Origin of the sequence: Streptomyces sp. NPDC001513, from assembly GCF_042894695.1 — a bacterium.
Classification (GTDB): Bacteria; Actinomycetota; Actinomycetes; order Streptomycetales; family Streptomycetaceae; genus Streptomyces.
This window is the reverse complement of sequence record NZ_JBIAVU010000014.1, coordinates 207,131-219,153: the sequence shown is the minus strand read 5'-3', so window position 1 is coordinate 219,153 and position 12,023 is coordinate 207,131. Positions and strand designations below refer to the sequence as shown.

General features: G+C 71.2%; 10 protein-coding genes and 1 pseudogene. 3 read left to right on the top strand and 8 right to left on the bottom strand.

Going from position 1 to position 12,023, the window contains the following annotated elements; genetic code table 11:
• Positions 1-83: 83 nt before the first annotated feature.
• The 5 genes and pseudogenes from ACFYZ4_RS29685 to ACFYZ4_RS29665 all read right to left on the bottom strand — a co-directional run bounded on the left by ACFYZ4_RS29685 (position 84) and on the right by ACFYZ4_RS29665 (position 5,886).
• Positions 84-698: a PadR family transcriptional regulator gene (locus tag ACFYZ4_RS29685; protein WP_351286435.1), complete on the bottom strand. Its 615-nt coding sequence runs from the start codon at positions 696-698 to the stop codon at positions 84-86.
• 24 nt (positions 699-722) lie between these two features.
• Entirely contained in the window at positions 723-1,235 is a 513-nt protein-coding gene (locus ACFYZ4_RS29680) for a DinB family protein (RefSeq protein ID WP_390785299.1), read from the bottom strand.
• Positions 1,236-1,343: 108 nt separating this feature from the next.
• Positions 1,344-3,419: pseudogene (gene mrdA / locus ACFYZ4_RS29675) on the bottom strand (penicillin-binding protein 2); the annotation flags it as partial.
• Between the two features lie 41 nt (positions 3,420-3,460).
• Positions 3,461-4,918, bottom strand: a complete 1,458-nt coding sequence (locus ACFYZ4_RS29670; protein WP_351286431.1) for an aldehyde dehydrogenase family protein — start codon at positions 4,916-4,918, stop codon at positions 3,461-3,463.
• A gap of 89 nt (positions 4,919-5,007) precedes the next feature.
• Complete coding sequence (locus ACFYZ4_RS29665; RefSeq protein ID WP_351286430.1) at positions 5,008-5,886, bottom strand: helix-turn-helix transcriptional regulator; 879 nt, start codon at positions 5,884-5,886, stop codon at positions 5,008-5,010.
• A gap of 340 nt (positions 5,887-6,226) precedes the next feature.
• Between ACFYZ4_RS29665 and ACFYZ4_RS29660 the strand changes: the two genes are divergently transcribed.
• Positions 6,227-6,736, top strand: a complete 510-nt coding sequence (locus tag ACFYZ4_RS29660; RefSeq protein ID WP_351286429.1) for an ATP-binding protein — start codon at positions 6,227-6,229, stop codon at positions 6,734-6,736.
• Positions 6,737-6,859: 123 nt separating this feature from the next.
• Here the strand turns inward: ACFYZ4_RS29660 and ACFYZ4_RS29655 are convergent, their stop codons facing one another.
• On the bottom strand, positions 6,860-7,105 hold the full coding sequence (locus ACFYZ4_RS29655) for a DUF397 domain-containing protein (RefSeq protein WP_069920830.1): 246 nt from the start codon (positions 7,103-7,105) through the stop codon (positions 6,860-6,862).
• Between the two features lie 305 nt (positions 7,106-7,410).
• Here ACFYZ4_RS29655 and tatA point away from each other — a divergent pair, with 305 nt between their 5' ends.
• On the top strand, positions 7,411-7,581 hold the full coding sequence (tatA, locus tag ACFYZ4_RS29650) for a Sec-independent protein translocase subunit TatA (RefSeq protein ID WP_351286428.1): 171 nt from the start codon (positions 7,411-7,413) through the stop codon (positions 7,579-7,581).
• A 30-nt stretch (positions 7,582-7,611) separates the two neighbouring features.
• Here tatA and ACFYZ4_RS29645 read toward each other — a convergent pair whose 3' ends face one another.
• Complete coding sequence (locus tag ACFYZ4_RS29645) at positions 7,612-8,790, bottom strand: DUF2786 domain-containing protein (protein WP_351286427.1); 1,179 nt, start codon at positions 8,788-8,790, stop codon at positions 7,612-7,614.
• A 167-nt stretch (positions 8,791-8,957) separates the two neighbouring features.
• Here ACFYZ4_RS29645 and ACFYZ4_RS29640 point away from each other — a divergent pair, with 167 nt between their 5' ends.
• Positions 8,958-10,658 (top strand): bifunctional 3'-5' exonuclease/DNA polymerase, encoded by a 1,701-nt coding sequence (locus tag ACFYZ4_RS29640; RefSeq protein WP_384340855.1) that lies wholly within the window; start codon positions 8,958-8,960, stop codon positions 10,656-10,658.
• Between the two features lie 52 nt (positions 10,659-10,710).
• Here ACFYZ4_RS29640 and ACFYZ4_RS29635 read toward each other — a convergent pair whose 3' ends face one another.
• On the bottom strand, positions 10,711-12,006 hold the full coding sequence (locus tag ACFYZ4_RS29635; protein ID WP_390785298.1) for a hypothetical protein: 1,296 nt from the start codon (positions 12,004-12,006) through the stop codon (positions 10,711-10,713).
• Positions 12,007-12,023: the final 17 nt, after the last annotated feature.

Here is a 12,023-nt window from a genome sequence, read left to right as displayed (position 1 = left end):
TTCCGCTTATTAGTCAAATTTGAGTAGCAGGGGGCGCCAAGGTACTGCCCGAAACCGGGCTAGTCAAACTTGATTAGACGTGCTCAGGCGTAGGGGTTCTCCTGGCCGTCCGCCAGGACCCCCACGAAGGGGTCGCCGCCCTCGCCCGCGAAGGAGTACGCGCCCGCCTCGATCCGGGCGATCAGCCCACGGGTCCACTCCGCCTCGGCGTCCGCGGAATGGACCCAGCGGTGCATGATCTCGCCGATGTGCCCCAGCGCCTGGGGGCCTTCCTCGGGCGTGTAGTAGTCCGTCACCGACGTCCGCCAGGCCGCCAGCTTCGCCAGCCGCTCCCCCAGCAGGGCCAGCACCTCCGCCCGGGGCAGGTCGACCATGAAGCCGATCGCCGCCGAGAGGAGGTCCGTCTTCTGGTCGAACGCCGCCAGGGCCTCGCGGAGCAGCTTGAAGTACTCCTCACGGCCCGCGTCCGTCACCTCGTACTCCGTGCGCGGCGGACCGCCCGCCGCGCTCGGCGCCACCTCGTGGGCGAGCAGGACGCCCTGCTTCGCCATCTGCTTGAGCGCGTGGTAGATCGAGCCGGGCTTGGTGTTGGACCACTCGTGGGCGCCCCAGTACTCCAGGTCGTTGCGCACCTGGTACCCGTGCGCCCGCCCGTGCTGGCGGACCGCGCCGAGGACGAGAAGCCTGATCGCTGACATGCGGCCAGGCTAGTGGCCGGGCCCTCAGCCCATGGCGCGGGTGCCGTCCAGGGACTCCCGGATGATGTCCGCGTGGCCCGCGTGCCGGGCGAACTCCTCCACCAGGTGCAGGAGCATCCAGCGCATCGAGACCTTGGCGTCCTTGGGGAACCAGGGCGCCGGCGGGAGCGGGAAGGTGTCGTCGAGGCTGGGCACGGCCGCGATGAAGGCCTCCGTCTCCTTCACCACCCCGTCCCAGAAGGCCAGGACGCCCGGCATGGTCTCGCCCTCGACCAGCCGGAAGGCCTCGCCCCAGCTCTCCTCGCTGCGCTCCCCCTGGTCCGGAGCCTGCCGGGCCAGCCGCAGCCAGTTCAGCTCGCAGTCCGCGGCGTGCTTGAGCAGCCCCGACAGGGAGAGCTCGCTGACGCTGGGGCGGCTCGCCGCCTGCTCCTCGGTCAGTCCCTGCGCCGCCTCGCGCAGCGCGGCCCGCTGGGCCTCGACGAAGGAGAGGAGCGTGCCGCGCTCGTCGCCGAGCACCTCGGTGGAAATCTGGGCCATGACCGGACCGCCTCTTCGTGTGGGGTGCCGGGGGCCCTCCCCCCGACACCTCACACGCTACGGAGCCTTCAGGTCAGCTCCTGTCCTAGATCCCCCTCAGTTCGGGGAAATCTCCCCGTCCGGCCGGATCGCGGGCAGCGCGCCGGCGGGCTCCGGGAGCAGGGCCTTGGAGAGGTCCTGCCGGCCCGTCGGGTCCAGCCCGTACATCGCCTCGTAGATGCTGCGGACCGCCGGTCCCGAGGCACCCGATCCGGTGCCGCCCTGGGAGATCGTCATGACGATCGCGTAGTCCTCGGTGTAGGAGGCGAACCACGAGGTGGTCTGCTTGCCCTGGACCTCGGCCGTACCCGTCTTGGCGTGCATCGGGATCTGCTTCTGCGGCCAACCGCCGAAGCGCCAGGCGGCGCTGCCGTTGGTGGCCACGCCCGCGAGGGCCTCGTCGATGTTGTCGCGGGTCTTGCGGTCCATCGGCAGCTTGCCCTGCTCCTTCGGCGCGATCTCCTGGACCGACTTCCCGTCGGCGCTGACGATCGCCTTGCCGACGCTGGGCTGGTGGAGGGTGCCGCCGTTGGCGATGGCCGCGTAGACGGACGCCATCTGGACCGGGGTGACGAGGGTGTCGCCCTGGCCGATCGAGTAGTTGATGGCGTCGCCCTCGCGCATCTGGTTGCCCTGCCGGCAGTTCTCGTAGGCGATCTTCTCGGCGAAGCTGCCGTTCTTCTTGCCGTCCCGGCACCAGGCGTCCTTGTTCGCCTCGAAGAAGTCCTGCTTCCACTTGCGGTCGGGGACCCGGCCGGGCACCTCGTTCGGCAGGTCGATGCCGGTGCGCTTGCCCAGCCCGAACTCGTGCGCGGTCTTGAGGAACCAGTCGTTCGGGTCCTTCTTCGGCTTGATGCCGCCGTCCTTCTTCCACTCCTGGTCCGCGAGGGCGTAGTAGACCGTGTCGCAGGAGACCTCCAGGGCCCGGCCGATGGTGATGTCACCGTGGCCCTGCGACTCGAAGTTCGTGAAGGTCTGGCTGCCGACCGAGTAGGAGCTGGGGCAGGGGTAGCGGTTGTTGAACGGGTACCCGGCGTTGACCGCGGCGGTCGAGGTGACCACCTTGAAGATGGAGCCCGGCGCCGCCTGGCCCTGGATGGCCCGGTTCAGCAGCGGATAGTTGGACTCCTTGTCGGTGAGGCCGGCGTAGTCCTTGGCGGAGATCCCGCCCACCCAGGCGTTCGGGTCGTAGGTCGGGTTCGAGGCCATCGCGACGATGCGGCCCGTCTTGGTCTCCATCACCACGACTGCCCCCGAGTCGGCCTCGTAGTTCCTGCGGGTGTTCTTGTCGTACGTCTTGCGCGCCTCGATCATCGCGTTGTTCAGCTCGCGCTCGGCCACCGCCTGCACCCGCGAGTCGATCGAGGTCACGATGTTCGAGCCGGGCTGCGCCGGGTCGGTCTCGCCCTGCCCGATGACCCGGCCGAGGTTGTCCACCTCGTAGCGGGTGATGCCCGCCTTCCCGCGCAGCTCCTTGTCGTACGTGCGCTCCAGGCCGGAGCGGCCCACCTGGTCCGAGCGCAGGTACGGCGAGTCCGACTTCTTGGCCTTGGCGATCTCCTCGTCGGTGACCGGCGAGAGGTAGCCCAGCACCTGGGAGGTGTTGGCCTCGTCCGGGGCCGCGTAGCGCCGCAGGGCGGTCGCCTCGGCGGTGATGCCCGGGAAGTCCTCGGGGTGCTCGCGGATCTGCAGGGCCTGTTCGGTGGTCGCCTCGTCACTGACCGGGATCGGCTGGTACGGGGATCCGTTCCAGCAGGGCTGCTTCGTCTTGGAGTCGCACAGCCGGACCTTGTCGACGACCTCCTGGGCGTCCATGCCGAGGACCCCGGCGAGCCGGGTCAGCACGGACTTGCCCCTGTCCTTCATGGTCAGCAGCTCGGTGCGGCTGGCGGAGACCACGAGGTGGGTGGCGTTGTCGGCGAGCGGGACCCCGCGCGAGTCGAGGATCGAGCCGCGCACGGCGGGCTGGACCACCTGCTGGACGTGGTTGTTCTTCGCCTCGTCCGTGTACTCCTGGCCATTGCGTATCTGGAGGTACCAGAGCCGCCCGCCCAGGGTGAGCAGCAGCGAGAAGACCACGATCTGGATGACGACGAGCCGGTTCTGGACCCGAGGGGTCCGGCCGGTCTCCGGTATGTTGCTCAACGCTGATCTCCCCCGGACGCATGCCGTACGCCCGGCTGAGTCTAGAACGGGAAGCGGCTCCGCCCGTGCTGCACCGAGATCCACTTTTGGGTGGTGAAGGCCTCGACGGTGGCCTCGCCGTTGAGTCTGCCCAGGCCGGAGGCTTTCTCACCGCCGAATGCGGCCAGCGGTTCGTCCCCGATCGTGGAGTCGTTGACGTGCATCATGCCCGTCTCGATGCGCTGCGCGAAGCGGACGCCCCGCTCCACGTCCCGGGTGTGGACGGCGCCGCTCAGGCCGTACGGGGTCGCGTTGGTCAGCCGTACGGCCTCGTCCTCGCCGTCGAAGACCACGAGGAGGGCCACCGGGCCGAAGATCTCCTGGCCCAGCAGCGGGGAGTCCTCGGGGAGCCCGGCGAGCACCGTCGGTTCGACGAGGTTGCCGCGCGTAGACCCCCGTACGAGTGCCTCGGCGCCGGATTCCACGGCCTGGTCCACGAGTGCGGTCAGGGCGTCGGCCTGGAAGGAGTTGATCAGCGGGCCGATGTGGGTGTCGGCCTCGTGCGGGTCGCCGGTCTTCAGGCCGCGCACGCGGGCGACGAACTTCTCCGTGAACTCCTCGGCGACGGAGGAGTCCACGAGGATGCGGTTGGCGGCCATGCAGACCTGGCCCTGGTAGACGAAGCGGCTGAAGACGGCCGCGTCCACCGCGTAGTCGAGGTCGGCGTCGTCGAGGACGACGAGCGCGCTGTTGCCGCTGAGCTCCAGGACCGTGCGCTTGAAGTGGCGGGCGGCGACCGCCCCGACGTGCCGGCCGACCCGGTCCGACCCCGCGAAGGAGATGACCTTGGGGACGGGGTGGGTCAGGAGCGCGTCGCCTATCTCGGCTATGTCGGTGACCAGGACGTTCAGCAGACCGGCCGGCAGTCCCGCGTCCTCGAAGATCTTGGCGATGAGCCCGCCGCCGACGACCGGGGCGTTCTGGTTCGGTTTGATGACGACCGCGTTGCCCAGCGCCAGGGCCGGGGCGATCGACTTCAGGGTCACCAGGAAGGGGAAGTTGAAGGGGCTGATCACGGTGACGACGCCGACGGGGAGCCGCTGGACGCGGTTCTCCTTGCCCTCGACGGGCGAGGCGAGGATCCTGCCCTCGGGCCGGACGGCCAGCTGGATCGACTCGCGGATGAACTCCTTGGCGAGGTACACCTCGTACTCGGCCTTGGGACGGGTCCCGCCGAGCTCGTCGATCATCGCCTCGACGATCTCCTTCTCGCGCTCCTCGGTGATCCGAAGGGCGCGCTCCAGGACCGCGCGTCTGATGTACGGGCTCGTGGCCGCCCACTCCGCCTGGGCGCGCTCGGCGCCGCGGTAGGCCTGGTCCACCTGCTCGACGGTGGCCACGGTGATGGCCGCGAGCTTCTCCCCGTTGTACGGGTTGACGTCGATGATGTCCCACGAACCGGTACCGGCCAGCCATTCGCCGTCGATGTACTGGTGAGCCAGGTCGCTGAATATGGACATGCCATCCCTTACTGCGAGCGCGCACCCGTGCGCTGCACCGGAGACCGATCGGTCATCATGCACTGATCAGACGTCATACTACGTGCGAATCAAGACAGTTGAAGCAGGCCACGGAGAAGATCCCTGGTCCGGTCGGGATCGGGGCAGTCGGCCTGGAGCCGCTCCATCGCCCGCCCGTACTGGCCCACTTCCTCGTCTTTGTCCAGGTAGAGGGCACTGGTGAGCTGTTCCAGATAGACGATGTCCTGGAGGTCGGACTCGGGAAAGCGCAGCAGGGTGAAGGCTCCGCTCTCGCCCGCGTGGCCGCCGAAGGAGAAGGGCATCACCTGGAGCTGCACGTTGGGCCGCTGGGAGACCTCGATGAGGTGCTCCAGCTGGCCGCGCATGACGTCGCGGTCGCCGTACGGGCGGCGCAGCGCGGCCTCGTCGAGGACGGCGTGGAAGACCGGGGCGTTCTCGGAGACGAGGACCTTCTGCCGCTCCAGGCGCAGGGCCACGCGGCGGTCGATCTCGGCGGCGGTGGCACCCGGCATGCCGCGGCTGACGACGGCGTGGGCGTAGGCCTCCGTCTGCAGCAGGCCGTGGACGAACTGGACCTCGTAGATCCGGATGAGCGAGGCGGCACCCTCCAGGCCGATGTACGTCTGGAACCAGCCCGGCAGCACGTCGCCGTAACTGTGCCACCAGCCCGTCGCGTTGGCCTCGCGCACCAATCCCAGCAGGGACTCGCGCTCCGTGGTGTCCGTGACCCCGTAGAGCGTCAGGAGGTCCTCTACGTCCCGTGCCTTGAAGCTCACCCTTCCCAACTCCAAGCGGCTGATCTTCGATTCGGATGCGCGGATCGAGTAGCCGGCCGCCTCACGGGTGATGCCGCGGGATTCTCGGAGTCGCCTGAGCTGGGAGCCCAGGAGGATGCGGCGCACCACAGAACCGCTTGCTTCTGCGGTCACTAGTACTGCCCTCCCCATCGCATTGGCGTGCGCGTGGTGTGCGCGTGCGTCGCGGGGCCCCCGTACCCCAGGGCCCGCAGTCTGCCACCAAAACGCATCGGCCCGTACTCGTTCTGTAACGGAATCCCGCCTCCGGGAAAAGAAGTCCGTAAGTATGCGTAGGAAGAAATGAGCAAGAACCGTCACGGGAGTGGACAGGTCCGGCGCGTGCACGTGCATCTGCCCTTGCATCCGGCTCACGCATTCGGAACGATGGTCCCCGCGCACCTGCGTGCTCTTCGCGCCGGCGCCGGACCCACCCCGCAGTTCTCTTTGGACAAAGCCGCCGCTTCGTCCGCGAATCCCGGGAGTGCCTCGCATGGGGACGAATGGATCGACCATGCTCGAGCCGTTACGGCAGGGGCTTCCCCCGGTCGACCCCACGGCTGTCTCCGGGTCCGCCTCCTGCGCTCTGCCCGCACGGTTCGACGCGGTGCGGGGCGCGCGCACTTTCACCCGGTCGACGCTCTCCCAGTGGGGCCTCGACGACCGCTTCGACGATGTGGCCCTCGTCGTCTCCGAGCTCGTCACCAACGCGCTGCGCCATGCCCTGCCCGAGGACGCGCGGTGCGCGGACGCCGAGCCGGAGCCTCCGGTACGGCTGCACCTGATGCGGTGGAGCACCCGGCTGGTGTGCGCGGTGCGCGACCCCAGCGAGGACCGGCCCGGCGGGGCCTTCTCACCGGAGCGCACGGAGGAGAACTTCGACCTGGAGTCCGGGCGCGGGCTGTTCCTCGTGGACTCGTACAGCGACAGCTGGGGCTGGCACCCGCTCGCGGGGCGGCTCACCGGCAAGGTGGTCTGGGCGCTGTTCCTGCTCCAGGACTGACCCGCCGGCCCGGGAGGCGTCGGGCGCGGCACAAGGCACGGACACAAGACAACTGGCCGGGATCGATCACTGCGATCGGTCCCGGCCAGTGCACGTGCATGGCTTGATGAATGCGCCGTTCCGTCAGCCGATCAAGTGATCGAACTCGCCGTCCTTGACGCCCAGGAGCAGGGCCTCTATCTCGGCCGGCGTGTAGACGAGCGCCGGTCCGTCCGGAAAGCGCGAATTGCGCATGGCGACGTCGCCGCCCGGCAGCCTCGCGAACTCCACGCAGGAACCCTGCGAGTTGCTGTGTCTGCTCTTCTGCCACGTCAGCTCAAACAAGGAAGCGAGTTCTGCAGCTGCCATCCCGTTGTACGCGTGGTCCACAGGAAGCCCCCGATAGTGCAGATGTCAACTCCTCCGGATCATAGCTGTGTTCAATGGCTCCTGCACGGGCAGATGCACGTGCACGCGGGGTGGTCCGTTGATCACAGACAGGTCCGTTCTCACGGCCGGAGGGCCCCCGACACCTCGTCCGGCGAGTCCGGCGGCTGCTCGGCGGCCCCGCGCAGCGCCTGCGGCTCCGGGGCGGCTCATGGCGCCAAAGGTGACGGCTTTCAGGACTTCTTCAGATTTGTCCGGACCGCCTGTCTGCCTGTTCCATGGGCCGATCGTCCGAAAGGGGAACGCCTGTGTTCCACAACGCCGTCCAGCCCTGGCACCTGCTGATCGTCCTCGTGGTCTGCCTGCTGGTGTTCGGTTCCAAGAGGCTGCCCGACATGGCCCGCTCGCTGGGCAGATCGGTGCGCATCCTGAAGTCGGAGGCCCGGGCGCTGCGGGCGGAGGACGACCCGAGGCCCTGACGCCCTGCCGCCCTGCCGCCCGGACAGGGCCTAGCGGGGCAGCGGCTTGCGCCTGCCGCCCATGTGGGCGCGGTCGGCGGCGGCCGTGCCGTCCTCCCAGCCCGCGTGGTCGGTGGCGCCGCGCAGCCGGGTGGTCGTGGTGCGGGGGAACATCTCGTCCGCCCGCGAGGTGACGGCGACGTCCCGCGCCACGAGCGCGGGGAGGTTGTCCGGGGCCTCGCTCGCCGCGTGTTCGGCCGTCTCGGCGAGCCGGTGGCCGAGCCGGCTGGCGTAGGCGAGCAGGAAGGACTGCCGGAAGGTCTTCGTCCGCTTGCGCCCGCCCGAACGCTGCGCGGCCTCGGCGCGGGTCATCGCCGCCGTGCCCTGGACGAGCAGCGAGGTGTACAGCAGCTCGACCGCCTCCAGGTCGCTCTCGAAGCCGACCACCGTGGAGAACTCGAAGCCGCTGTTCCACACCGCCCGGCAGCGGTTGGCGGTGGCCACCGCGTCGAGCAGCACCGCCTTCGCCTCCTCGTACGGCGGCTCCACGCCGATCCGGCAGGCCCCCGGCACCTGGGCCGGTCCCTTGCCGCTCGCCGCGAGCAGCGCCTCGTCGACGGTGTGCCGGGCCATCAGCTCCTGGGCCTTGGCACTGAGCGCCTCCGCCTCCTCCGGGAAGGTGGTCGCCTCGGCCTTGGCGAGCAGCGCCCGGATCCGGCCCAGCATGCGCGGCTCGATGTGCGCGTGCTCCAGGGCGTCGGCGGCCGGATCTCCGGGAACCGGACCCACCGGTTCGATGGAGGGCAGCCGGATCAGCAGCCGCAGGACCTCCAGGAAGGCGGTGGCCAGCGTGAACCGGTCCGCCCGCTCCCGCTGCGCGAGCTGGTCGGCGTACGCGTCGTCGCCCGTCCACCACACCTCGGCGTCGGTCCACCGCTCGGGAAGCCGCGCGTAGCGGCGCGCCTCGGCGGCGATCAGGTCCCCGGTGATCCGCAGGTGCCGCTCGTCGAGGTCCCGCCGGACCAGCCGCAGCACGTCCGCCGGCTGCCACCCACGCTCCCACCCCTGCCGTACGTACGCCTCCCCGCGCGCCAGCAACTCCCGCCCGACCCCGCCCCACTGCCCCTGATCGGCAACGAGCAACGAGGCCCCGGTGTCCAGCCCGGCATCGTCCTGGGCATAGAGGGCGGCGGCAAAGGCCCGATCAACGGCAGCGGCAAGGTCTCTCACACCTCCCAGCTTGGCATGTCCCCAGCCCAGCCCCGCCGGCGTTTGAGGCGCGGGGGCCCGGGGGCAGCGTCGCCGCGCCCGGCCCGGCATCCTCGGCCCGGCCCGGCAGCCCCGGCCCCGGCCCGGCCGCCCCACCCCTGTCAGACCCCGGTGGGACACTCGCACCCATGAGCGACCGCGACCCCACCCCCCGCTGGGCCCTCGCCGAGGCCGCCGACGGCTGGTGGCACGCGGCCCCCGTACCCCCCGCGGAGGGGACCCGGCTCCGCGTCCGCGACCCCGCCGACGCGGTCCGCGCCGCCCCGCCCGGCACCCGCTGGGTCTGGCGGTCCACCGCCGCCGTGTACCCCCGCCTGCTCGCGGCCGGCGCCCGCGTCGAGCGCTGCCACGACATCGAGGACGCCGAGCTGCTGCTCCTCGGCCACGAGGGCCGCTTCGGCGAGCCCCGCTCGGCGGCCGCCGCCTGGGCCCGCCTCACCAACGCCCCCGTACCGCCCGATCCGCGCCCGCGCGCCGCCGAGCCCCGCACCCAGGACTCCCTCTTCGAGCCGCAGCCGACCCCCGTCGCCCTGGACGCGCTCCTCGCCGTCCACGCCGACCAGGCGAAACGGCTCGGCGCCACCGCCCACCCCGACCGGATGCGGCTGCTCACCGCCGCCGAGTCCGCGGCCTTCCTCGTCGCCGCCGAGATGAACCGCGCGGGCCTGCCCTGGCGGGCCGACGTGCACCGCGCCCTGCTGACCGAACTGCTCGGCGAGCGGTACGCGGGCGGCGGCGAGCCCCGGCGCCTCGCCGAGCTGGCCGACCGCGTCTCGGCCGCCTTCGGCAGGCGGGTGCGCCCCGAGCTGCCGGCCGACGTCATCAAGGCCTTCGCCGAGGCCGGGATCAAGCTCAAGTCCACCCGCCGGTGGGAGATCCAGGAGCTGGACCACCCCGCCGTGGAGCCGTTGCTCGCGTACAAGAAGCTGTACCGGATCTACACCGCCCACGGCTGGAGCTGGCTCGCGGACTGGGTGCACGACGGCCGCTTCCGCCCGGAGTTCATCCCCGGCGGCACCCTGACCGGCCGCTGGGTCACCAACGGCGGCGGCGCCCTGCAGATCCCCAAGGTGATCCGCCGGGCCGTGGTCGCCGACCCCGGCTGGCGGCTCGTCGTGGCCGACGCCGACCAGATGGAACCGCGCGTGCTCGCCGCGATCTCCCGCGACCCCGCCTTCATGGAGGTGGCGGGGCGGCCGGAGGACCTCTACACCGCCGTCTCCCGGCAGGGCTTCTCCGGCGACCGGGACAAGGCCAAGATCGCCGTCCTCGGCGCCGTCTACGGCCAGACCTCCGGGGACGGCCTGAAGAACCTGGCCGCGCTCCGCCGCCGCTTCCCGCGGGCCGTCGCGTACGTGGACGACGCCGCGAAGGCGGGCGAGGAGGGCCGGCTCGTACGGACCTGGCTCGGCCGGACGTGTCCGCCGCCCGTCTCCGCCCGCGACGACGACGGGGACGGCGACCCGGGCGGGGGCGAGGCCGGGATCCCCCAGGACGGGGACGGGGACAGCTGGACCCCGAGCTACGCCTCCACCAACTCCCGGGCCCGCGGCCGGTTCACCCGTAACTTCGTGGTCCAGGGAAGCGCCGCCGACTGGGCCCTGCTGCTGCTCGCGGCCCTGCGGCAGGCGACCGCCGGGATGCGTGCCGAGCTGGTGTTCTTCCAGCACGACGAGGTGATCGTGCACTGCCCGGCCGAGGAGGCCGAGGCCGTCGTGGAGGCGATCCGCGCCGCCGGCGACCGGGCCGGCCGGATCGCCTTCGGCGACACCCCGGTCCGGTTCCCGTTCACCACGGCGGTCGTGGAGTGCTACGCCGACGCCAAATAGCGACCGGCCCGGGCCCGCGTCGCAGGGTCTGGTTCCGGGGCTGGTTCCGGGTCTAGTTCCGGGTCCGGTTCCACCCCGGGGCGAGCGCGAGCGTCTTCAGCTGGTCGAGCGTCAGCGCGGGCTCCTTGCGGGTGGACGTGCCGCTCTGGTCTGCGGTGTTGAAGGCGGAGACCACCACCCGCAGCCCGTCCGTGCGGATCGTGTCCACCTTCCACTCGGTCACGCCCCGGCCCTTCTCGCCGGGGCCCTGCGTGACCCGTACCAGGGTGCCGTCCGGCAGCGGGGGCAGGTTGGGGCCCGCGAAGCCGGCGTGGCCGGAGCCGGCGGAGTCGCCCTTGTTGTCGCTCACGTTGAGCTGGAGCAGGGACTTTCCCTTGCCGTCGTCGAACACGACGTAGCCGTAGCGGCCCTCCCCGCCCTGGGAGCTGACCGGGGTCTTGATCCCCGCCCCGGCCAGCAGGTCTTCCAGTGCTTCCACGGCCGGCCGGTCCCGCAGCGCGGTCGGCGACCCGGTCCGGATCTCCGCCCCCGTCGCGGGCTCGGCTCCCGGCTGCGCCTCCGGTTCGACCGCCGGCAGGTCGTTCAGCGCCGGGTACCAGATCTCCGAGGTGGCCACGGACTTCAACTGGTCGATGGGCAGGGGCGGGTTGGTCCGGGAGACGGCCGCGCCCTTCTCGGCGGGGGCGTTCCACTCGTTCGCCTCGATCATGAACCCCTGCGGGGTCACGCGCACGGCCCGCCAGACCTTCGTGTCCTCCCGCCGGTCCGTGTACTCGTACCCCTTGTGGAGCATTACCGTCGAGCCGTCCGCCAACTGCTCGGTCCGGCAGTAGTCGTACTGCTCCAGGTTCTTGTCCCCGCACTCGGTCCCCCCGCGGGCCTGGCTGCCGGCCGGGTCCACCCGGCTGAGGCTGATGCTGACGGCGGCCTTGCCCTTCCCGTCGTCGTACACGCCGGAGGCCGCCGGCATCTGGTCCTCCGTGCCCCGCCCCACCGGCCCGGTCAGCCGCCCGTCGGGCAGGAGCGCCCGCAGGTTCGCGATCATCTGCTCGGCCGTGACGCTGCCGGAGCCGGCCCGCGGCCCCTTGTCGTCGCCGTGCGGGGTCGGCGGCGCCGCGACGTAGACGGAGGTGTTGCCTCCGGTGTCGTCGAGGAGGCCGCCGGAGTAGGCGCCCGCCGCCGCGATCAGGGCCAGGGCCACCACCGATCCGCCGGCCAGGGCGGCCCGGCGGCGCACCACCAGCCGTCGGCCACGCTGTTCGCCGGCTTCCGCGAGGGCGTCCCGGTCGGCCGTGAAACCGTCCCCCGCACGCCGGAGGGCTACGCCGAGTTCATCTTCGAAGGGCATGAGGAAGTAGACCTTCC